Below are 22,534 nucleotides of genomic sequence, written 5' to 3' on the forward strand. Positions count from 1 at the left end.
GATATTATGTATAAAACTTTTTATGGGTTAACCTTTGACCCATTTGATAAAAATATTGATTTAACACACAGCTTTAAATTCCAAGACTTTAATCACGCATTAAGCAGATTAGAATTTTTAAAATCTGTTTTGGGCATTGGTGTACTTACTGGTGAACCCGGAGTAGGTAAGTCTTTCCTACTCCGTTATTTTGTAAATTCACTCAACCCCAATTTATATAAATGTATATATATTCCTATTTCGACCTTAACGGTCATGGATTTTTACAGAGCTCTTTGTGATGGTCTTAGAATAATTCCTGCCTGTAAAAAAGTTACTATGTTTAAACAAATACAGGAAGCTATATACACTTATAGTCATAGTAAAAATATAACCCCAGTCATTATATTAGATGAATGTCAGTTTTTAAGCAATTCCATCCTTGATGATTTAAGAATTATATTTAACTTTAATATGGATTCAAAGAATTATGCTATGCTAATTCTTTCAGGTCAACCTAACTTTTTACTTCAACTCAGCAGACAAATTCATGAAGCGCTGCGCCAGCGAATTTTAATGAATTATTGCTTACGAGGGCTAACGCCAGAAGAATGTAAACCCTACATAATTTCAATGCTTAAAGCCGCAGGCTGCATAGAACCTATTTTTACTGATGATGCATTTGAACTTATGTATTCAACCACAAATGGCTCTATAAGACCTTTAAATTCTCTAACGAGAATGTGTCTTATTTCTGGTGCTAATCAAAAACTTTCCTCTATTAATGCTGAAATAGTTTATAAAGCTCAAAGCGAAATTGACCTTACAATTTAATTTTAAACACTGCTTACTTGGCAGTGTTTTTTTATACCTATATTAATTGTCTAATTTTCATATTTTATACATTGTGGATATTGTGAAGAAAGGTTGATTTAATTTGACTTTTTACATATTTTTTTCTATCGTAAGATTATTTAATCTGCATTTTTACCATATTATTACTTAATTTAGGTTGAAATAATTTGACTTTGAATAGCTTAAATAATTTGACGCGTAACAATTATAGGCTTATATACAAAAGATTATTTATCAAATAGAGAATTTGAAGAATGGGTATATGGTAATAATGATGAATTAAATAGATTATTTTCTAATACTATATATTATGAAATGATTTCCACTAATTATAGTGATAATAGAGAAGTTGCTAGCCTTAAAAATAAACTACAAAAGTACTTATTATCTAATAATTATGATGAGTTTAACAAAATTAATGATAGCTATGTTGAGAAACTTATTGATGATGTGGAAACTGATGATAATATAATAAAAATATTAAAACAAAAATATGGTCAGAAAGACAAGGTAGAGATAAATTGTAGAAATATAAATTCCTTAATCGAGTTACACGAAGTCTTAAAAGAAAAATTAGGGTTTTCACAATATTATGTAATGAATTGGTATGCGTTAAGAGAATTTTTGAAAGAAACTCTTTTGCCTAAAATGCTTATATTCAATGGATGGAGTCATTTAAATGATATTATGCCTAATGAGACTGAAAAGTTGAAAGAAATATTAGTAGAATGTGTTTCTAATGAATGTAAAGTAATATATAAAGATTAAATCAAAAGTTCTGGAGGGAAGGTAGTAGGTGAAGGAAAGGGAGATTTCACAGAATATAAATAGGGCTTCAGAAGAGTTTTTAACTGCAGGAAAAATAATCTCAAAACGCCCATGATGCGAAGGAAATCTAATATATGAAGATTATGGTTAATTACATGTTGTAAGGTGTGAAAAAGAAAAATGTATAAAAGTAACATACAGAGGAATATAAGTGATTGCAAAACTAAAGAGTGATTGGATGCAAAAAAATATAAAAATAATGAACCAGCTGCAGTTTAAGTAAGCTGGTTTATTACTTTTTATAATGATAAAATAGTGTTAATTGTTGAGAATGCTGGCCATACTGATGGAGAAGTTTGAAATTGGACCCAAAAGTAGGAGTGAAGGTAAAATGATAATCAACTTAGATGGTATTTGTGAAAACGGAAAAGTTGCTGTAGCACTAATTATGTCAGAAATTACATTAGATAGTATAGAACAACACAATACTGAGTATAAGTTTTGTAGAGATGCTATTGATATGTGTTGGCAATGGTTGGAATGCAGTAATGTTAATAAATATGAAATATGTAATTTGATTGCTAATGATAGTATATGTTTAGCTGATATAACCTGTAATATTGAGGATGATAAATTAGGAAATAAATATGGTACAATTCAATTATGACTTCAGTTTCATATGTAGCATGGCAAGCATATAATAAAGAAGATGATTACCATTATCCACAATATTTAGAGGTAGTTGATGATGAGTATTTAGTTGAATTAATTAAAGATTTGATTGAAATAGACAAACTTATTACAGAAGAAAATATAAAATTTATCTTAAATAATTTTAGAGAAAAGTATCCTGATAATGTGAATGATAAATTCTGCTTTTCCCATATGCTCTTTCACTGAATTACTTAACCATGAGAACTCAAATATAAATAATTTATGGAAAAATTCTTTGCTTTTTTTAGAAGATGGTTAATTTGAAAAAATATTATTTACCCCTGGAATAGCCGCTATTGAAGCTTTAGGAAGTATAGTTAGATTAATTGCCATAGCAGATGAAATAAAAAAAAGACAAAACGTAAATAAAATAATCATGTTTTTATGATAGTGATAAAAAAGAAAATGAATATAGGATAAATATGTTATACGCTATGGAGTTATTATGATAATTTGGGTATAATGGGATAGGAATTAAGTACAATAAGGGGGACAATAAAATGAAAAAGATTAAATTATTAGTTATGTCATGTATTTTAGGGACAAGCTTAATAAGTTCAACTAGCGTATTTGCTAAGGATAATATTAGTATCAATAGGTTATCAGGTCAGGATAGGTATGGAACAAGCAATGCAATAGTTTCTCAAGGATGGAAAAAATCAGAATGTGCAGTTTTAGTAAATAGTCAAATGTTTGCAGATGCCATCACTTCAGCACCTTTAGCAAAAAAATATAATGCACCTATTCTTTTAACTGACAGTAATAGGCTAACTGAATCTACTAAACAAAAGCTTAAGGAATTAGGCGTTAAAAATGTAATTATTATTGGTGGTACAGGAGTTGTAAGTGATAATGTTAAGAATCTAGTAGAAAGTATGGGATTGAGTGTAAGAAGAATATGGGGGCAAGATAGATATGAAACATCTGTCAATGTAGCTAAAGAATTAGGAAACGTTGAAAATGCCTTTGTTGTGAGTGGGGAGGATTGGAAAAGTGCTTTAACTGCAGCTCCTATAGCTTCTAAAATACAAGCACCTATATTATTAATATCATCAGATGGAAAAGTGCCTAGTAGTGTTAGCAATTATTGTATAAATAATAAGAATATATCTTTTAATATTATAGGTAGTAAAGAATTTAGCGATAAAATATCATCAGAGAGTGCTTTAAGTACTCATAATTCTGACATAAGTTCTTATATCCAAGGTGATAATTCATTAGATATAATTAAACAATTAAAAAATAAGTATTCTAACAATATGGATTTAAGCAGCATCTATTTAGCTAGTGACAAAGGATTTGCAGATGCTCTTTCAGGTTCAGCATTGGCAGGACAGAATGGGAATCCAATAATATTAGTAGGAGACACTAACCAAAGTGGGGTAAATAGTTTTATTAGCAATAATAATGTAAGTAATGTGACTGTATTAGGTGGAACTGGAGTAGTTTCAGATACATCAGTAAGTAGTATTGTAAGCAAGGGTGCTATTCCAACTATAAGTGATGAGGAAATAAAAAAGTTAATATACAATGCAGATAAAACATGTTGGAATATACACTCATTTTCATCTTTAAATGAAACCATACATGGTGATAATAAAGATTACACTTATTATAAGTTAAAGGATGATGTAAATACTTATGATAAGCTATTTAAGCATTATAATACGTATTTTTCAGAAAGAAAATCAAATTACTTTATAAATTCAAGATTATTTATAAATTTAGATAACACTTTTTATATTCTTGGTTGTAATCCTGGTTTAAGGCCTTTAATTTTAGAATCTAAAATAGAAAATAAAACTATAGATGAAAATAAAATGAATGTTACCTTACTTTGTTATTGTGAGGATGACGTTAATAAAGAGTATCCTGAAAATATAAATTATACACTAGTTTATGAAAATGGAAGATGGCTAGCAGATGATTGTGCGAATTATGATTGGAATGATTTCCAATATAGAGATAACCATAATATTAAAGCACAAAGTACTAAATTACAAGCAAACAAATAATTGAAATATTAAGAGAAGCAAAAATTATTTTCTATGTTTCCAACTTGAAGAATATTTTTTAGGTTATATTTCAACAATATATTAAAATATAGCCCAAGCATTAAATAAATTTATAATTAATATTCAGTTGTAGGATATTATTCATTAACTAAAAAGGTAGTGATACCTTTTTTTTATTTGTGTATGATAGAAATATATATTAACAATCGTATTAGGTTTATGAAGAGCTCTTCAGGAGGTATATGATGAAGATAGATGAAAGTAACTATATAAGCGAACTAAAACGAAAAAATAGCAAGGCATTGGAGTATACATACTCAAAATATGTTGGGTTGGTATATAAGGTAGTATTTGATTTATTAAAAGATACAGCATCTAAGCAGGATATTGAGGAATGTGTAAGCGATATTTTTATATCACTTTGGAAAAATGCTGTACAATACAATGATAATATTACAACTTTTAAAAAATGGCTTGTTGCTATATCAAAATATAAAGCCATTGACTATATAAGAAAGTTAAGAAAAGCACAAGAACTAGTTGAACTTAAAGAGGATACGGCAATCTCCAATGACAATGTTGAGGAAAAAATCATTCAAACTGATGATGTTAATACAATTGTAGGTATTATAAAAAATATGAGTGAAATTGATAGGCGAATATTTTTTAAACGATATATTTTGAATGAAAATATCAATAATATTGCTGAATATTTGAAGTTGCCTAGAACCGTAATTGATAATAGGTTATCTAGAGGTAGAAAACTTATAAAAAATAAATGGGAAAAGCTTATGGGGAGGTAATTATATGAGGAATGGAAATAATAATGAAGATGTTATATTTCAGTTATTAAATTATGCTGAAACAAATGATGAATTTGATGAAAGTTTAGAATTAGATGATTTAACGTCAAGAAGAATTAAAAATAAAATTAATAAAAAATTGCAAAAAAGAAAAAGTAATCTAAAATGGGCAGCAGCAGCATGCACTATACTTATATGCACAGGATTAGTTTTTGCAGTTTCATTTAACATCAGAGCATCAAAACTTCAAAATATAGATAAAAATGTTGCTGGTTATACAACAATAAAAAATTATGATAAAGTACCACCAAAAGAGGAATTAAAAACAGATTTAGGGTTTGAAGCAAAAATACCAGAACTTCTCCCAGAAGGATATAAGTTAGTTGAAGGTAGTATAGCTGGTTATATTGATGGAGCACAACCAGCAGAAAAGCAATATCAAAAGAAACAAGCTAGTGCAATATATTCAAAACATATCTTTAGTCCCAAAGTAGTTGCATTAAGCATTTGGAAAGTTGGGTCAAAGCCTGATTCATCAATTTTAAAAAATGCTAAGAGCATAACTATTGGAAATACTACTGCATATTGGATGGAGTATAAAAATTGTAGAATTCCAATAAATACTTACAATAAAATGACACAACAGCAGAAGGATAAACTTCATGAAGATATGAAGAATGGTAAAGCAACTCTACAACTTCACGGTGGTAGTATTTTTGGGGATAATGGAAATGAGGAAGTTAAAATCACACATGCATTAAAATGGACAGAAAATGATGTGAATTATCAACTTACTGATTCAGATTATGGATTAAGTTTTGAGCAAATGTCAAAAATGGCTGATAGCATAATAACTTCAAAATAACCTAATGAAAAAAAGGAATTTGTTAGAATAGTATAAATGGATATGAAAAATATGATATTCTAAAAGATTAATTTAAAAATAGTCAGTAGCTTAATAGAGTTTTAATGCTTAAGAACAAGTAGTTGCTAAATAAGCGTACACTTCTATATGACATGTTAAAAAGTATTGACTTCTATTTTAAAATAACGTATCATAAAGATATATCATTATGATACGTGAGGTTGTTATGAAAGAAAATACTGGTAAAACAAGGTACATACTTCTTGGGCTTTTGGCAAACTGCCCACAAACAGGATATACAATTAAAAAATCTATTGAATATGAGTACAGTCATTTCTGGCAGGAAAGTTTTGGACAAATCTATCCAACCCTTAAGTGTCTTGTTGAAGAAGGTCTTGCAGAAATTGCAGAAAGCACTGAGGCATCAGATCGCAGCAATCGAAGGGGACAGAAGATTTACAGCATCACAGAGTCAGGCAGAGCTGAACTTAAAAAGTGGCTGTCTGAAGCCCCTAATATAGAGAAGCTCAGATACGAAATTCTTCTTAAGGTTTCATTTGGTTCAAATACTGAGCCTGAAATCATACTTGGACATTTGGATGAATTTATTAAAAGAAATGATAAATTAATTAAAGATATAAATGGTTTTCTGGAAATGTTTCAAAAACTTAAAAGTCAGGGCGAAGACCATGCCTACAGTGAATTAACGGCCCTTTGTGGCAAGTATTTTTATACTGCCATGAGAGATTGGGCCCAAGAGGCCGAAAAAATAATCTTAGAAAGGAATATTGATAAAAATGAGACAAAAAATTCGTAATGGTATACTTGTTTACTCTGCATTACTGTTTCCTTTATCATTTCTTTTCATATCCCCATTTATAATCATATTGTCAGCATTGAATGGAGTTGTAAACGGAAGTGCTGTAATATTCGGGATTCTGTTCCTGTTTTCTTTGGTGGGCAGTCGTCTTTTTTGCGGATGGCTGTGTCCAGGAGGTGCTATACAGGATTATATTTCAATTTCTAATGGCAGACCCTGGAATAGCAAGTGGAAAAATGTTTCAAAATATATTATATGGGTAATATGGCTTTCATTTATTATTTTTCTTTGGATGATTCACAGACCTCTTAAAGTGAAGTTCTTTTATATGACTGGTATAGAAATAATTTTTGTAATTATCTATTTTATTGTAATGACAATTATTTATGTATTTACCATTGTCACAGGCAAAAGAGGCATGTGCCACAGTTTATGCTGGATGGCTCCATTCATGGTAATTGGTGAAAAAACTGCAGACTTTCTGCACATACCAAGGTTTAGACTTAAAGTTCATAGTGAAGCCTGTATTTCCTGTGGACAGTGCAACAAACAATGCCCAATGGGATTAGATGTTCATGAGATGGTGAAAAATGGTTGTGCTGATTCTCCTGAATGTATCTCATGTCTGAAATGTGTAGATATTTGCCCTAAAAAAGCCATAAGCTGTGGTATAAGTGGCTTAAATAAAAAAACATATTAATTGGGCTTAAAAAAGATTAAAGCGGCATGTATTTAATACTAAAAGAAGATTTTAAACGATAATTACTCAGTGATACTTCGAAATGTTCTAATATTGTATATCAACCCTAAAGGCAGCAATGCCTTCTTTCCTTAAAAACACCTTTATAATTATTAAGTTATATCCAATAAATGATGCATTAATAATTATAGAGGTGTTTTGTTTGAAATCCTACTTTTGAATATTTTTAAAATTTTTCTAATTTGTGTATTTATAAGTTGATGACATTGTCATTAGGGGGTAAGCTGAACTTTACTCAAAGGTTATTGTACAGTTAGGCAATGCTTTTTTCAACGATTCTTTATCTTTGTCACTGATTGGATTTCCCTTTAAATTAAGAGATGTGATATTAATAAGCTTCTTTAGCTCAGTTATATCACTAATTTGATTGTTACTTAAGTCAAGAGACTCTAAATTTCTTAAATTCGTTAATGGACTTATATCCTTAATTTGATTATTATTTATATACAAGGAATTTAAGCCAGTTAACTCTTTTAATGCGCTTATATCACTGATTTGGTTATTGTCTAACTCAAGATATTTTAAATTAGTTAGCGAATTTATTGTGCTAATATCAGCGATTTTATTTCCGCCTAGCCCAAGTCTTTGTAAATTAGTGAAGTTTTTCAATGCACCTATGTCACTAATTTTATTGTTACTTAATTCAATCTCGTATAGGTTAGTTAAACCTTTTAATGAACTTATGTCACTTACTTGATTTCCAGATAACCTAAGCCACTTTAGCTTAGTAAGATTTTTTAAGCAACTTATATCACTTACTTTACTGAAATCTAAATTTAAATCCTGTAAGTTAACAAAATTTTCAATACCACTTATGTCAGTCATTTGTACAACAGTCTTTCCAGGGTCAGGAATTCCAAATATTAAGGTTGTAACATCTTTAATATCATCCTTATATAAATCTCCACTAAGCTTATTTATTCTTATTCTTATAGCCTGTTCAAAATTTTTATCTTTAAAAACTACTTTATTATTATCATCATTTTGAGAAGAAGTTAAATTTGTTAAAGTTTCATCCTTAATTCCAGCTACTCCTCCTAAAACATTTAACTTGTTAAAATGGTTTGACTTTATAAAATCCGATGTTACTTGAGTTGGAGTATCTCCTACTAAAATTACCGGATTACCACTTAAAGCTGCAAAAGCTGAACCACTAAGTGCATCTGCAAAGGCTCCTGAATAAGCCAAACATCCACTATTAAGATCTAGTTTGTCTTCAAAGGTCTTTATAATATTTATGTTTCTCTCATATTTATCTTTACCGATTATTCTTTGTGTATTAGGAAATTGAGAAGCTACATTATCACTAATTATGTCAGTATCTCCTAATACATAGGTCTTTGGAATGTTTTTGTCTGAGATAAAATTTTTAACTGAACTTGGTATGTAATCTTTAGGAACTAATATTATGGGTATATTTAACTTGCCTGCTATTGGAGCTGCTGAAAGAGCATCTGCAAATTCGCTGTCTAAGGCTATAATTATTCCGTTGTCAGTTCCTATTTGTTCTGCCACTTTTGTGGAAGTTTCATTTCTGTCAATTCCGTTGTATCTTTTAGTTTGTATTCCTAAATTATTCTTTATATAATTTTCAATACTTTTATTTATTACAGAATTACCACCAACTATAAAAACACTTTTCACCTTAAGTCTCTTTAAATGATTTAATGCGTTTTTATCAAGTGAATTGGATTGTGTAAGCAAAATAGGTGCATTATACTTTTTGGCCAAGGCTGATGCACTTAATGCATCGGGAAAATTCTCTCCGTTAACGATTACTGCATAGTCAGAGCTTGCCCAACCTTCTTTCACAATTTCAGAACAAGTGGCATATCTATCTACACCCCACAAACGTTTTATTTCTATAGAAGATGTAGCTTTAACAGGTGCTGTTGATATAATGCATAAGGTTAAAACTAACCCAGAAATAAATGCTGTTGATCTTTTAAACATACAATTTCTCCTTTTTATACATAAATTGGTAGCATTTACATGATATATGATTATATAATAAATTTCTTATAAATGCAATAGTAAGAATCTTCTTAAATTTTATTGCTTTAAAAAGAATATACATTTCTTTTAGAATATATCTGCTGCCTTCCAAAAAGGACTAAGATGAATCTAATGCTAAGATTTAGCCATTCTAAAATACCTATTCTTTAAATCAATTATATAGAATTAATAATATAGAGTTGTGCAGAGTGAAAAATAATTTTAGTTAAAAAGATAGGTGTAGGAGTTATTGATAAATAATGAGAATACAAGAATATGTTAGATATAACTATTAAAACTTTGTTAAATATAGTTGTTTAAGAAAATAGTAAATAAAACAAGAATTATTTGAACTTTCATTTTTAAAATATATAGTATAAAATATCACTTATAGGAATAATTAAAAACTTATAATAATTAAAACTAAAACACAAGGAGAGGACTTTAAAATGCTAAAGATACTATCAAAATTTTTTAAAAAAGAATCTAACAATGAAGATAAGAAAAAATTTGATGAATTTACAAAAAAGGTTAAAGAAGCAATGATACAAGCAATAAAAAGAGATGGATATAATACTGTATATATCACAGATACCTTAGATTTTGTAATTAGAAATACTAGTGAAAAAATAAGTGGGTTAAATATAGTTCATTCAATAAAATGTCAGAGCTATAGCAATTTAGGATACGATAAACCAGAAGATTTCGATGAAGAAGATGCAGAGTTCTATGTATACAATATGAAAGAAGAATTGCAGGAAGTATATAATTCTTATGGACTATTAAAAAAATATTAAGGATTAAACAAAAATTAAATAATGTTTTTTGGGAGGGAAATATGCAAAAGTGGGAATATAAAGTTATTATTTGCAAGAAAGAACCACATTTCTTTAAGACGGAAGAATGGGATAAGGACATTGAATTAATGTTGCCGGAGCTTGGAGAGGAAGGTTGGGAACTTATTAATGTTATTCCTGAGTCTACAAATTGGGGAGAGAACAGGTCAGGTTTGACTAGTGAAGAAAAGTGGATTTTTAAAAGACTAAAGTAAATTATCTACTAAACTTTTAAAACTATCTGAGGATATTTCTAACTAAAGTTTAGTTTTTCTATCAAAACGATCTTTTATATAAGAAGTTGAAGGAGTAAACATAAATATTTATTGCATAACTTTAAAACAACCTTCAACTATTGAGTGAAAATGGAAAGTCTCTAGAAGATGATGAAAGTAAAAACTTGACAATTTAAATTATTAATTTTATACTATAAACGAAAATTAAATAACAAAACCTTTTAGGACGTGGATTTTTCTAGAGAAATTCTATTTTCGCCACACAATTATTAACATGATAATTGTGTGGCTTTTTTATATTAAAAGAAAGGGGTAAGATTTTTGAAAAATTGGTATTATGTATTAGCTGTTTTTTTAGGCGGATGTTGTTATGGAGTATTATCAACATTTGTTAAACTTGCTTATTCAGCAGGCTTTTCATCACCAGAAGTAACAGGAGGTGAATATTTTTTTGGAACAGTGCTTATTTGTACTGTAGTTATATTCACAAAAAAGGAAAAGTTAACTTTCAATCAAATTTTTAAACTAATATTATCTGGAATTCCATTTGGTTTAACAGGTTTATTTTATTATCAATCACTTAAGACACTTAATGCCTCATTAGCAATAATTTTTCTATTTCAATTTGTCTGGATTGGTACACTTTTTGACTGGATATTCAATAAGAAAAAGCCTACAAAAGAAAAGCTTATTTCTATATTCATTCTAATAGTTGGTTCATTTTTGGCTGCAAACATCATTACACAACAGACTGATGGTATTTCTTTGAAAGGGACAATCTGGGGACTACTTGCCGCTTTAACGTATACAACTTCTATTTTTCTCAGTAGTTCAGTTGAGAAAGATACTTCTCCAGTGTTAAAAAGTGCTCTTTTTTCCATTGGTGCTTTAATAGTTGTCTTTGCATTGTTCCCACCAACATTTTTATTGAATTTATCTACCTTAAAGAGGTTGACTCCATATGGATTAATTCTTGGTATATTTGGAGTAGTTCTTCCACCACTTTTATTTTCAATTGGAATGCCACATATTGGACCAGGACTTGGTACTATATTATCTGCGTCTGAACTTCCAGTAGCTGTTACTATGTCCTTACTATTTTTATCTGAACATGTGAACTGGATTCAATGGATGGGAGTGTCACTTATATTAGTAGGAATTATAGGTAGCAATATAAAGCTAAAAAAAGATAAGATAGATGCTGTTAACTTGAAAAAAATTGCTTAATGCAATGAATTCATTTTCTATTTAATCCTGTATAATTTTTTAATTTAAATAATATAGTATATATTCATTAATAGGTAAATGATTGAATGCTAAATAACCATACACTTTTATATAATTTGAGTGTATGGCTAAAAAGCGAGGTATAGACCACAAGCTATTATACTTGAAAAAATGGTACTTAGCTATTCTAAGAAAGCTTATCTATGGGATAATACATGTACTGAATCATTCCATGCAATTATTAAACGTGAATGAATAAATCACTTTAAAATTAAGAATTATCGTCATGCATATACTCTTGTATTTGAGTATATTGAAACATTTTATAATACCACAAGAATTCATAGACATTGTAATTATATTCACCACATTTTTCAGATTACTAATAACCCCAGCATTTTTTAAAGTGTTGGGGTTATTAGTTTATTGAACATAAAGAATCTTCTGTCTTCTAGAAAATTAAACGATTGATCAAGCTATTAAGCTATAACGGATGAATGCATAGTGGGTAAAGTAAATGAGTAAAACATTAGTTATGAACTTTTATAACTGTTAATGATTATACTGCATTGGATAGCTGTGTCATATGAAAAAGTTGTATGTATAATATGCATATATATATAAGAATATAATACTATAGATAAAATTATAAATGATATAAAAAGAAACATAAGGAGGGATTTATGTTGGAAACCCAATATATTAAGGTTTTAGTAGAGGAACTAAACAAAAAATATCCGCAGCCCAATGCACTTTGGAATTGCGCTTATGACAATATTTTAGAGAAAGATTGGTTATTTGCTACCCCAACAAATTGTTTTGGTAAAAAATATACAGAATTTCCTATGCGTGTAGAAGGTGATGATCCTGATTTTGGTTTGAAGCAGTGTTCAGATTTACCAGAGGCAGTAGCACTTCAATCTTCAATAAAGACACCTGGAGGTCATGCTAAAAGGTTTATGCCAGGTCATTCATATAATTTTTTTGAGGAAATTTATAAATTAATAATAAGTGCTGAAAAATTTGTTGATATAACAACCCTATCACCATTTACAGGATATTTTTTATCAGCTCTTAGAAATGCAATTACATATATAAGCAATAAAGAAGAAAGTAAAAGACCAATAATTAGAATAGTATATTCTAATCCACTCCCAAACATTCCACCACTTGTAGTAAGCGATTTTTTAAATGAGATTACAAGAGATGTTGACGAAAAGTCTAAAATGGAGATATATGTAAGCATTTTAAGTTCCAGCTTCACTTCGTGGAATCATTCAAAAATAATAGCTGTAGATGGTACTCGTGCTATAGTAGGTGGACATAATATGTGGGGGCCACATTATCTTGAAACTAATCCTGTATTTGATGTTTCTATGAAGCTCAATGGAACTTCTGCAATACATGCACATTGCTATGCTGATAATTTGTGGGATTATATGATTAACATGAATGAAGAATTGTCTAAAAGTACATTTCCTCATAATAATATAGTGAGGTACATTGAAAGTGAGAAAATGTTACATGGATCGTACAAATTTAATACAGCAACCAATAAAAATGAAATTAAAACAATGACTTATCCTGATAAAAATGTTTTTAAAAATATAAAAGATTCGCTTTCTAATCAATCAGTTGGAAGCATACCTATATTAGCTATTGGTAGAAGTGCAGAAACATATACCTCTTATTTGTTTCCAAGACCAGATAGTTATTTGATTCCCCAAGATGAGCCAAGTGATGATATTTTTATAAAATTGGTTAGCTTAGCAAAAAAGAATATAAGAATGTCATTGCAGTCATTTCACTTAAGTTTTAAAGTTGCTGGCTATAATGACAAATTATTTATTGAGTTTGGTAAGGCAATTCAGAAAGGAGTCAATATTAATATAGTACTTTCTAATCCTTATTCAATTTATGATACTTTAAAATTGGCTTCTAAACAATATGGTGGAGAGGAACCTTGTGATATTAATGAGAAATTACTCAATATCATGACAAATGAGCTGCATATGGCAGAAATTACAGCAAAAAATTTAATTAATACTTATTTTAATGTTGCATCAATTAGATATTCTTCAGATAAAAACTATCCCAATAATGCTCCTATTCCTAATCATGCTAAAACATTTATGATTGATGATACAGTGTTTTATATAGGTTCACAAAATCAGTATGTTTGTGATCTTAATGAATTTGGTTATGTAGTTGAAGATCCTGAAAAAGCACAGGAATATATAAATTCATATTTTAATCCTCTTTGGAATGAATCAAAAAGCACAGTGTCTAAAATTTTTAGTGATGATGTTACAAAGGAAGAAAATTCTGAAGCTATGCTATTTTTACTTGAACTAAAGAAAAATAAACGCCTTAAGAAGATTTGGAATAAAGTTCTTGCAAAACAAAACCTTTATACATCGAAGGAAAGTATTGAAGAAATAAGGGAAGAATTGAATAAGATAATATTTAATGCCGGTTTTGTTACAAATGAAAAAAGAGTTGCCGAAATGCTCAATACAGCATTTTTTAAGGAAGATAGAAAAGAAAATTTACCTTCTAGTGAATCGGATAGATTTGTAAAGGAACTATTAACAAATAAGCAGTTATTAGATGATTTTTTAAAGGTTGTGGATACTGATAGGGATTCCTTTGAAAAATCAGATGAAGATATAACAAAATTTTTAAAATCAAAAGGATATAATTGTAATTCCTCACAGGTTATAGCATCGTTTAATCAGTTGAGAAATCATATACTAGAGTACTGGTCAGGAAACTATGACACATGGTGTACGAATGATGGGGGTAAGTCATATGATGAAACCGATATGCAATCAAAGGATAGGAAGGATAATGAAAAATTAGATGATGAGAAGGTATTTAATGGTCCGGAACTTATAGTTACAGGTAATTTAGATGTAACTATTGATGGCATTAAGCTTGTGAAACCTAATTATATAGATGGAGTCCTTTCTTGGGATATAACAGAAGGAAATGATACTAGTGGAAGAATAACATTTAGTGAAATATCAAGACCAGCCCTTATTGATAATTTTGTAGGCAATGAGTTTTTTGGAATAATAATATTTAAAAATACAAATGATGAACTTAGAAAAGGAAAAGTAAGTTATTATGGAAGAATACATAATAAGGATGAAGGTGAAAAAAATAATCCTAAATATAATTATTTGTGGTATGTCCTAAGTGCTTTGGCTACTTTGTCAATAATGGTAGCTTCTATTAAATGTAAATGTAGATGTAAATCGTTAATGGAAAGAGATGCGGATGAGAAATTAAGAAGAAGAAAGAAAAACGATGATGATCAATCTCCATCATCAAGTAAGAGCTCTTCCATAGATGATAAGGCGGAAAGAGAATTTGAGCTGGGTAACATAACAGAGGGAAATTTAGAAGATAGATATAGATATAATGCAGATGCACTTACACATTTTAATAGGCAGGATAGTTCTGAAATGTACAATGAAGAAGCAGGAAGTATGGCTTTTGATATGGAAATTTTTCATACTATAAATAATCCAGTATATGAGGATTTACGTTTGAAATATAGTGAAAAAGTTAGGAAAATGAGTGAAGGGCTTCCATGGAATTTTTGTCAGAATGAATTAGATGAAGCTGTAGCACATCAAATAAAGAAACTTGTGGAAGGTGGAAGTATTAATTTGGAAAATGATAAGGATGCTGTTACTGATGCAGTAGACATGACAAGAGTTGAATATATGTCGAAGGCTGTAATTATTGATTTTGTGTCTAGCAATATTGAAAGTGAATTTTCAGAATTAAGTGCTTCGGAAATTCGGGCAGTTTTATCTACAGAGGTGGTATCTCCTAAACTAAAACAAATAATAAGTGATGAAGAAAGTAGTTATTTAAAGGAAAGTGTAGAGGCTGCCCTTTTAAAAGAAAAAGATCATTACCTTATTGAAAATAGCAATAAAATTTTACAAAAGATTTCAGATTTATCATCAGATTTAGATAAAATGCAAAGTGAATCAGACAGCGCTAGAGATGCATTAAAGAAAGTACAAGAAGAATTAAAATATAAAAAAGAAGATCCTGATCTTATAGAGCAAGAAAAAAAATTGAATAAGGAAGTAGAAGATTTGGTGAAAAAGCAAAAAGAAAAAGCTGAAGAGGTAGATGATTTAAAAAGGAAAAGTAGTAAAAATGAGGAAGATAGAGAGAATAGTGATAGGGCTAAAAAGGATGTAGATAAAAGAAAGGTAGAGAATGGACGTAGGATTTTTAATGGAGGAGTTTAAAATGAGCAATGATATTAATAGCACAATTTTGTCTAAAGTAAATGAGACATTTCGAGAAATCACTATAGATAAGAAAAAAATCATATTGAGTGTGAATGACATATTAAATATAAAAGATTATGTTAGTGATAAGGATACTAATTCAGAATTTATGATTTTTGCTGAGGGAATAATAATTCCAGGGGATATAAAAATGAAGGAAGGACTTATTTCAGTAAATAATGTTGTTACATCAGAAGATAAAAGGATTATTATAGATGTTTCTGGTAGTAGAGGTGATGATGCAGAGGGAATAAACCAGGATCCACAAAAGACATTTGGTGATAAAGGTAGCGATGGAACTATAGGTGGTAGCTTAGATTTGTATATAGAGAATGAAGATGCTGATGTAATGTACACATTATTAGCAAAAGGTGGAGATGGAGGTAATGGACAGGATGGCACAGAAAGCGCAAATGGTGGAAATGGAGGTAACGGAGGAGATGGAGGTAATGTTCAAGTAATAATTGTTCATCCTTATCTGAAAATTTTATCAAAACTTATGCGCATTTACAAAAATGAAAATTATAATAAAAAGAAGGCTGATTTGAATATATGCATAGAAGAAATGAGTCAATTTACCAAGTTAAGAGATATAAAGACTAACCTTAAGAATTCTCTTGGTAATACTACTACAACTGAAGAGTTAAATAATGTAATTAGAGTAGAAGGCAATAAATTAAGCATATTAGCAAAATACTGGGAAACAAATATAGTTATTGATGTTACAGTTGGAAATGGTGGTATATATGGTATTGGTAAAAAGAATGGCCAATCAGGATATGAAGGCAAAAATGAAGGAAAATCAACAATTTTAACAATAGATACGGGTAGTTCTCTTTTGCAAAAAAAATTCAAGCCATTTATATTTGTTCATCCAAGTCAATGTGCAATGTTGCTTGAGAAAGCAAAACTTATATATTTCTCAGTAGATCCTATTAAAAATCTTGAAGGTGCACATGATTTGATTATACTTTTAAAAAGGTTACAAGAACGAACAGCTATTTTTAATAACTTAGATAATAAATCTGAGTTAGCAACGTATTATAAAAATAATGAATGGTCTATAGGTGCAGTAAATAGTGTAGATACATTACAACAAATTTATAATGAAACAACAAATTTATTAAACAATTTATTAAATGGATTAGATTATTTTGGATATGATAACAATTATGTACCACTAGTATCTTTTAAGTTCTATGAAGGATTACTAGAAGATTTGATTACCAACTTTAGTATGATAGAGGATGAATATAATTCTTATTATAAAAAGCTAATAGACCAAAAAGCAACAATGGATACTATAAAAATCGCCAAAAATCAGCAAGAAGATATTATAATCCAATCAAATTCAGATATTAAGTTACTAAGGCAAAAACTATCAGATTCTGCAGAAAATATTAGCTCATATAAGTTTATATTAGAACCTAAGAAGCAGTTTGTAAATAACAAAATGGATGAAATTAAAAATGCTATACAGGATCATTGTGATTTTAATTTAGAATCATTTATGTCTGCATTAACTATGATTGCATTTGCACCACAGTCAAAGCTGATGTGGGTTACTCAGATTGCACAGCTAGGAGTAGAAGAAATGCAGAATGTAACAGATGATAAGGGAGATTCAGTTAATAGGGATTTTATTATAAATAAATTAAAATTTATAAGCACAACTTTTGAAGGAGTCATTGATGAATATTCTCAGCTAAATGATGGAAGTATAAAACCTGATGGTGATGTAAATATACTAATTGCTAGTGAAGATAAATTGTTCGATTTGCTGGATGATTTTTATGATAAATTTCCAAAAAAAATAGATGATTTAAAAGCAGCAGTTAAAGATTATGTGGATACTATTATTACAAGAAATAATGAAATTCTAAATTATAATGGAATGATACAATTACTGCGTAAAAAACATCAACAAATTAAATATGCAACTCAAAAGCTTAATACACTAGATGATGATAGTTTTAGTAAATTAGATCCTAATATTCCGCATATTGCTACATTTGTATCACAGATGTATTATTCAGCTAGAAACATAATAATGGAAACTTTAGATTTAACAGCACGAGCTTATGGTTTTTGGTCACTGGATGATAATCGTAATTTGATGGCAAATGCATATGGAAATAAAACATTGCCAGAAATAACAACAGCAACTTTAAAGCAGGCTCAAATTGTTATTTTAGATGCTTATAAAAAAACTGTTGAAAGATTTGGTAATGGGGCAGGTATATTCCCTAAGAAAGAAAAAGAAAAAGGTATAATTTTTACTTTGAGTAAGTCACAAGTAGAATTCTTAAAAAAACATAATCGTATAATGGTTAATATTAGTGAGGTTGTATCGGATACAAAGAAAATTGATAATCCATTTGCAGGAGCATGTAATATTCGAATCAGCAAAGTGAGGGTATGGGTTAAAGGTGCAAAAACTTCTGATAATATGTTGCAAGTTAATATTATTCATAGTGGAACAGAAAAGATAGTAGATAGTGATGATACTAAATTTTGTTTTAAGCATGACCCAAGATATACGCTGTTTAAGTATGATGTAACAAATAACCAAATTGAGCAAGATGGTGATCTAGGCTGGCAGGACACTGAAACCAAAGAAAATTATTCTTTGGTAGGACCATTTACACATTGGGTTATTGAAATAGATGATAATTGGAATGAGGGATTGGATTTATCAGAAGTAACAGAAGTAAATTTTGAATTTTACGGAACTAATTACCCTTTTAAACGATAAATTTAAAGGAGGATTTTTATGAGTGATTTAAATACTTATTTACAAGATATGTCAGGAGGTTCTGCAGCAAATAAGTGGGATATCGTATGTTCGTATTCCACTAAAGAACTTAATAAAATTCTAGAGGATAAGTATTCAAGTGAAAAACCTACTATTTATAAAGATATAACATTTGATATAGAAAGAGCTGATCCATTTACTGGAGAAAAGTTTAAAATTAAATATGAGTTAACATTAGGAGCACCTTCATTTTCTTTTATTGCAGGAATAAATGGAAAATGCAAACTTGTTATGGCTATAAAAGGTAAATATACTATTATTACAGAGTCTGGAAAAGCCATAGAAAAAGTAATACCAAGTAATAAGTATAGCTTAAATGGCATACTACCAATAGTTGCAGTATGTGGAACTGCTAATAGTTCATCAAATAATGAACCTAAAATTGTTGAAGAAGGAAACATTATTAATTTTTCTGAGCAAATCCAAAAAGCAAGTGTAACACTCCAATTTAAACATAATGAAGAAACAAGTTGGAGTATAAGTCCCAGTCCAGGACCAGATGATAAGGATATTATGGAAACATATTTTTTGCCTGCAATAGCACAGTATTTTAAAGATAGTTCAACTGAAATAGATTACACTCTTGCAAGTATTTCAAGTAAATCGGTTAATATACCAGGAGATCAAATTGTAATTGAACCACTTTCTTTTGTATTTGCAACATATGCTGAAGGAGATAAAGGAGCTTTAAGTTTATATATACAAACGAAGAATTCTGGAAATTCTGCAGGAAATAAAGTACCATCTTTTCAACCAGATGGTAAGGCAATTTTACCGTTTTCAGATGGATATACAGCATCGCTAATACTTTCTAGTGATTTTTTTCAAAAAGTATGTTTTAAAGCTTCCCTTGAGAGGGCAGGATGGACAGATATAAGAACTAGTCCTAAGGAAACAATTATATATGCTAAAAATAACTATAAGGCTAGATTGGTTGCCAACGAAGTTTATTATGATCATGGTCAAGAAGAATATAATTATTATGATGGTAAACTTATAAATGGGGGGGATAACTATATAAAATTTACTTTTTTTTATGACGGTCAAAACCACAAAATGAAATTAAATATAAAACTTGATCCATTACAATATCAACAATTTTGGCAGTGGAGTAGAACTACAGGTGGTTATGGTGCTAGCACTTCTGATGATGCAAAAATAACAATATCAATAGATGAAGAATATGATTTAGGAGATCCTAATATATATACAATAACTGATACAGATATTAATTTAACAATAAATGTAAATCCAACTATAACAGTTTCAACAGACGCAGGACTTGGAATGGATTTTGTTAAAAAAACTGTAATAAGTTATATTACTAAAGAAATTGGTTCAATGTCATGTAATTTATCACTTGGAGGTATAAATATTTTTAGAACAACTAATTTGCTATTCCCTATGGAAAAAGTTTTAAAGTTTGATTCAAAAATTGGATTCCTTGTACCATGTGATCTAGTGCTTCTTGGAAGTATTCTATAGAAAAAGTTAGATAGAAACATGGACTTTCTGATATTATGTTAATGAGAGAGGAGAACTTGATCATTATATAGGGGTGGTAACAGTATTGATATGCATTTTTAAGAAGGTTACATTAATCCTTATCCTAGGATTAATGTAACCTTTTTTATAAATTTTAAGATACATAATACAATTACAGGTTATTCTTTTGTGCATATATGTAGTAACTTATACAAGCCTTTTGAAGGAATAAAGTTCAGATTAATGAGCAAGTGTTAAAAGTTAAAAATAAAGGAGAAATTGATATCAAATAAAATAGTGTATAATCTATAATAAAATATATTTGGTGATAAATAATGAAACAAAATGAAATTCTAGAAAAAATAATTTGTTTTTCCAATAAAGTTAGTCAAAATAATAAAAAACCCAATAATTATGGAACTGAGTACATGCTTTATCCAGCTGAAATTCATATGATAGAAGCTATAGGCAATCACAAAAATGCTAATGCTAGTGAACTTTCTATTATTATGGGAATTACAAATGGAGCTATTAATCAGGTAGCAAATAAACTTATTAAAAAAGGACTAGTTGAACAATATCGAATGAAAGATAATAAAAAGGATGTATTTTATCAATTAACACCTCAAGGAGAAATTGCTAATGTTGAGCATAGTAATTATCATAAAGAACAATATCGTCATATGAAAGAATATATAGATGAACTTGTTCCAGAGAAAATTAATATAATAAATAAGTTTTTCGATGAATTAATTAAATCTTGGCCTTCTAAATAAAGAAGGCTTTATACAGGCATAATGTTTTAGTAACTAAAAAATATTTTGCTATAAGGAGATGTTAAAATTGAAAAAGAATTTGATCTAAAAAGGTTACTAAATAATGTTGTGATTTTTAAATAGATTAATTAATTTTTGGCCTCATAATTAAATGGGGCTATATATAAATATAATGTTTTAGTAACTAAAAAATATTTTTGGAGGTATTTAAATTGAAAAAAGAATTTAACTTAACAGAAATTACTACACCAATGTTATTAACACTTTTAAAGGACGAAATTATTTCGCCAGAATGTTTTTTGAAAGAGTGTAAATCATCTCTTCAAAGTTTTCAGAGTACCATTGATAAAAAATTTCCGCCTGATTTGATAAATTTTATTTCAATGCCATTTTGTTTGGGAATGTAAAAAATGTAAGGAGAGAAATTAAATATGATGTCAAAAGTAATTCTTATTACAGGTTGTTCTTCAGGAATAGGTAGAGAAATGGCTGAGAGATTATCTAAAAATGGTTACATAGTAGTTGCTACGGCAAGAAATTTAAATGACATGGAAAATTTAAATGTGGCTTTAAAACTTTCTTTAGATATTACTAACAATGAATCTATATCAGCTGCAGTTAATAAAGTAATACAAAATTTTGGAAAGATAGATGTTCTGATTAACAATGCTGGTTATGCTTTTAGAAGTATTGTAGAGGAAATATCAGATAACAATATTGAACAAATGTTTAATGTTAATGTTTATGGTATTATACGAATGATTCGAGCAGTTGTTCCCTATATGAGAAAAGAAAGGTCAGGTAGGATAATAAATATTAGTTCAATTGCGGGGAAAATGGTTCTTCCAGTTAGTGGTGCTTATTGTGCTTCAAAATTTGCTACAGAAGCATTAAGTGATGCACTTCGCTTAGAGCTATCAGCTTTCGGCATTTATGTTGTAGTTGTAGAGCCTGGAAATATTCGAACAAACTTTATGAAAACAGTTCAAAATAATTCAGATAGAATCATATCAGATTCTAGTTCTCCGTATAATGAATTATACAAAAATTATAAAACTTTTAACGATAATGCACGTACTAATGAACCAGGGCCAGAAGTTGTTTCTTTAGTTGTACAAAAGGCTATAGAAGCATCAAGACCCAAAAAAAGATATATGGCTGGCGTCCCAGCTTTTAACCGCATGATGACTCATTTTGGAGACGGAGTGAAAGATTATGTTGTTAAATCTCTTTTTAAGATAAAATGAGCTTATAGAAAAGCTTAAG

Annotated in this window: 19 protein-coding genes; 18 read left to right on the plus strand and 1 reads right to left on the minus strand. The window is 29.1% G+C overall.

Annotated elements, in window-relative coordinates:
* Nucleotides 1–6: 6 nt before the first annotated feature.
* From Q6H37_RS10670 to Q6H37_RS10710, 9 genes are all read left to right on the plus strand, one after another.
* Nucleotides 7–813 (plus strand): ExeA family protein, encoded by an 807-nt coding sequence (locus Q6H37_RS10670; protein WP_318735097.1) that lies wholly within the window; start codon nucleotides 7–9, stop codon nucleotides 811–813.
* A gap of 336 nt (nucleotides 814–1,149) precedes the next feature.
* Nucleotides 1,150–1,602: a barstar family protein gene (locus Q6H37_RS10675; protein WP_318741736.1), complete on the plus strand. Its 453-nt coding sequence runs from the start codon at nucleotides 1,150–1,152 to the stop codon at nucleotides 1,600–1,602.
* Between the two features lie 391 nt (nucleotides 1,603–1,993).
* Nucleotides 1,994–2,269, plus strand: coding sequence for an Imm6 family immunity protein (locus tag Q6H37_RS10680; RefSeq protein ID WP_318741738.1), 276 nt, complete (start codon nucleotides 1,994–1,996; stop codon nucleotides 2,267–2,269).
* Nucleotides 2,266–2,502 (plus strand): Imm6 family immunity protein, encoded by a 237-nt coding sequence (locus Q6H37_RS10685; protein ID WP_318741740.1) that lies wholly within the window; start codon nucleotides 2,266–2,268, stop codon nucleotides 2,500–2,502. Before Q6H37_RS10680 ends, Q6H37_RS10685 begins: the two co-directional genes overlap by 4 nt.
* Before the next feature lie 314 nt (nucleotides 2,503–2,816).
* Entirely contained in the window at nucleotides 2,817–4,331 is a 1,515-nt protein-coding gene (locus Q6H37_RS10690) for a cell wall-binding repeat-containing protein (RefSeq protein ID WP_318741742.1), read from the plus strand.
* Between the two features lie 245 nt (nucleotides 4,332–4,576).
* Entirely contained in the window at nucleotides 4,577–5,134 is a 558-nt protein-coding gene (locus Q6H37_RS10695; protein WP_318741744.1) for a sigma-70 family RNA polymerase sigma factor, read from the plus strand.
* Between the two features lie 4 nt (nucleotides 5,135–5,138).
* The gene (locus Q6H37_RS10700) at nucleotides 5,139–5,999 is read left to right on the plus strand and encodes a hypothetical protein (protein WP_318741746.1); all 861 of its coding nucleotides are present in this window, start codon (nucleotides 5,139–5,141) and stop codon (nucleotides 5,997–5,999) included.
* Nucleotides 6,000–6,225: 226 nt separating this feature from the next.
* The gene (locus tag Q6H37_RS10705) at nucleotides 6,226–6,816 is read left to right on the plus strand and encodes a PadR family transcriptional regulator (protein WP_318741748.1); all 591 of its coding nucleotides are present in this window, start codon (nucleotides 6,226–6,228) and stop codon (nucleotides 6,814–6,816) included.
* Nucleotides 6,797–7,519, plus strand: a complete 723-nt coding sequence (locus Q6H37_RS10710; RefSeq protein ID WP_318741750.1) for a 4Fe-4S binding protein — start codon at nucleotides 6,797–6,799, stop codon at nucleotides 7,517–7,519. The genes Q6H37_RS10705 and Q6H37_RS10710 overlap by 20 nt, the downstream gene beginning before the upstream one ends.
* 291 nt (nucleotides 7,520–7,810) lie before the next feature.
* Here the strand turns inward: Q6H37_RS10710 and Q6H37_RS10715 are convergent, their stop codons facing one another.
* Nucleotides 7,811–9,532, minus strand: a complete 1,722-nt coding sequence (locus Q6H37_RS10715) for a cell wall-binding repeat-containing protein (RefSeq protein WP_318741752.1) — start codon at nucleotides 9,530–9,532, stop codon at nucleotides 7,811–7,813.
* Nucleotides 9,533–10,023: 491 nt separating this feature from the next.
* On the opposite strand from Q6H37_RS10715, the gene Q6H37_RS10720 reads away from it, so the two are divergent.
* The 9 genes from Q6H37_RS10720 (at nucleotide 10,024) to Q6H37_RS10760 (ending at nucleotide 22,515) form a co-directional block, all read left to right on the plus strand.
* The gene (locus Q6H37_RS10720) at nucleotides 10,024–10,371 is read left to right on the plus strand and encodes a hypothetical protein (protein ID WP_318741754.1); all 348 of its coding nucleotides are present in this window, start codon (nucleotides 10,024–10,026) and stop codon (nucleotides 10,369–10,371) included.
* A 41-nt stretch (nucleotides 10,372–10,412) separates the two neighbouring features.
* Nucleotides 10,413–10,625: a DUF4177 domain-containing protein gene (locus Q6H37_RS10725; protein WP_318741755.1), complete on the plus strand. Its 213-nt coding sequence runs from the start codon at nucleotides 10,413–10,415 to the stop codon at nucleotides 10,623–10,625.
* A gap of 342 nt (nucleotides 10,626–10,967) precedes the next feature.
* On the plus strand, nucleotides 10,968–11,873 hold the full coding sequence (locus Q6H37_RS10730; RefSeq protein ID WP_318741757.1) for a DMT family transporter: 906 nt from the start codon (nucleotides 10,968–10,970) through the stop codon (nucleotides 11,871–11,873).
* Nucleotides 11,874–12,556: 683 nt separating this feature from the next.
* Entirely contained in the window at nucleotides 12,557–16,150 is a 3,594-nt protein-coding gene (locus Q6H37_RS10735) for a phospholipase D-like domain-containing protein (protein ID WP_318741759.1), read from the plus strand.
* Between the two features lies 1 nt (nucleotide 16,151).
* Nucleotides 16,152–18,947 (plus strand): hypothetical protein, encoded by a 2,796-nt coding sequence (locus tag Q6H37_RS10740; RefSeq protein WP_318741761.1) that lies wholly within the window; start codon nucleotides 16,152–16,154, stop codon nucleotides 18,945–18,947.
* Between the two features lie 18 nt (nucleotides 18,948–18,965).
* Nucleotides 18,966–20,492, plus strand: coding sequence for a hypothetical protein (locus tag Q6H37_RS10745; RefSeq protein WP_318741763.1), 1,527 nt, complete (start codon nucleotides 18,966–18,968; stop codon nucleotides 20,490–20,492).
* 335 nt (nucleotides 20,493–20,827) lie between these two features.
* On the plus strand, nucleotides 20,828–21,268 hold the full coding sequence (locus Q6H37_RS10750; RefSeq protein WP_318741764.1) for a MarR family transcriptional regulator: 441 nt from the start codon (nucleotides 20,828–20,830) through the stop codon (nucleotides 21,266–21,268).
* A gap of 212 nt (nucleotides 21,269–21,480) precedes the next feature.
* On the plus strand, nucleotides 21,481–21,675 hold the full coding sequence (locus Q6H37_RS10755) for a hypothetical protein (RefSeq protein WP_318741766.1): 195 nt from the start codon (nucleotides 21,481–21,483) through the stop codon (nucleotides 21,673–21,675).
* Between the two features lie 24 nt (nucleotides 21,676–21,699).
* Nucleotides 21,700–22,515: an SDR family oxidoreductase gene (locus tag Q6H37_RS10760; protein WP_318741768.1), complete on the plus strand. Its 816-nt coding sequence runs from the start codon at nucleotides 21,700–21,702 to the stop codon at nucleotides 22,513–22,515.
* The last annotated feature ends 19 nt before the right edge of the window (nucleotides 22,516–22,534 follow it).

Source organism: Clostridium sp. JS66 (assembly GCF_033561535.1).
Lineage (GTDB): Bacteria > Bacillota > Clostridia > Clostridiales > Clostridiaceae > Clostridium_AM > Clostridium_AM carboxidivorans.

Excerpts from the sequence above, each read along its gene's own strand:
- Q6H37_RS10670 (WP_318735097.1), top strand. The coding sequence starts at position 7 with ATGTATAAAACTTTTTATGGGTTAACCTTTGACCCATTTGATAAAAAT.
- Q6H37_RS10675 (WP_318741736.1), top strand. The coding sequence starts at position 1,150 with ATGATTTCCACTAATTATAGTGATAATAGAGAAGTTGCTAGCCTTAAA.
- Q6H37_RS10680 (WP_318741738.1), top strand. The coding sequence starts at position 1,994 with ATGATAATCAACTTAGATGGTATTTGTGAAAACGGAAAAGTTGCTGTA.
- Q6H37_RS10685 (WP_318741740.1), top strand. The coding sequence starts at position 2,266 with ATGACTTCAGTTTCATATGTAGCATGGCAAGCATATAATAAAGAAGAT.
- Q6H37_RS10690 (WP_318741742.1), top strand. The coding sequence starts at position 2,817 with ATGAAAAAGATTAAATTATTAGTTATGTCATGTATTTTAGGGACAAGC.
- Q6H37_RS10695 (WP_318741744.1), top strand. The coding sequence starts at position 4,577 with ATGAAGATAGATGAAAGTAACTATATAAGCGAACTAAAACGAAAAAAT.
- Q6H37_RS10700 (WP_318741746.1), top strand. The coding sequence starts at position 5,139 with ATGAGGAATGGAAATAATAATGAAGATGTTATATTTCAGTTATTAAAT.
- Q6H37_RS10705 (WP_318741748.1), top strand. The coding sequence starts at position 6,226 with ATGAAAGAAAATACTGGTAAAACAAGGTACATACTTCTTGGGCTTTTG.
- Q6H37_RS10710 (WP_318741750.1), top strand. The coding sequence starts at position 6,797 with ATGAGACAAAAAATTCGTAATGGTATACTTGTTTACTCTGCATTACTG.
- Q6H37_RS10715 (WP_318741752.1), bottom strand. The coding sequence starts at position 9,532 with ATGTTTAAAAGATCAACAGCATTTATTTCTGGGTTAGTTTTAACCTTA.
- Q6H37_RS10720 (WP_318741754.1), top strand. The coding sequence starts at position 10,024 with ATGCTAAAGATACTATCAAAATTTTTTAAAAAAGAATCTAACAATGAA.
- Q6H37_RS10725 (WP_318741755.1), top strand. The coding sequence starts at position 10,413 with ATGCAAAAGTGGGAATATAAAGTTATTATTTGCAAGAAAGAACCACAT.
- Q6H37_RS10735 (WP_318741759.1), top strand. The coding sequence starts at position 12,557 with ATGTTGGAAACCCAATATATTAAGGTTTTAGTAGAGGAACTAAACAAA.
- Q6H37_RS10740 (WP_318741761.1), top strand. The coding sequence starts at position 16,152 with ATGAGCAATGATATTAATAGCACAATTTTGTCTAAAGTAAATGAGACA.
- Q6H37_RS10745 (WP_318741763.1), top strand. The coding sequence starts at position 18,966 with ATGAGTGATTTAAATACTTATTTACAAGATATGTCAGGAGGTTCTGCA.
- Q6H37_RS10750 (WP_318741764.1), top strand. The coding sequence starts at position 20,828 with ATGAAACAAAATGAAATTCTAGAAAAAATAATTTGTTTTTCCAATAAA.
- Q6H37_RS10760 (WP_318741768.1), top strand. The coding sequence starts at position 21,700 with ATGATGTCAAAAGTAATTCTTATTACAGGTTGTTCTTCAGGAATAGGT.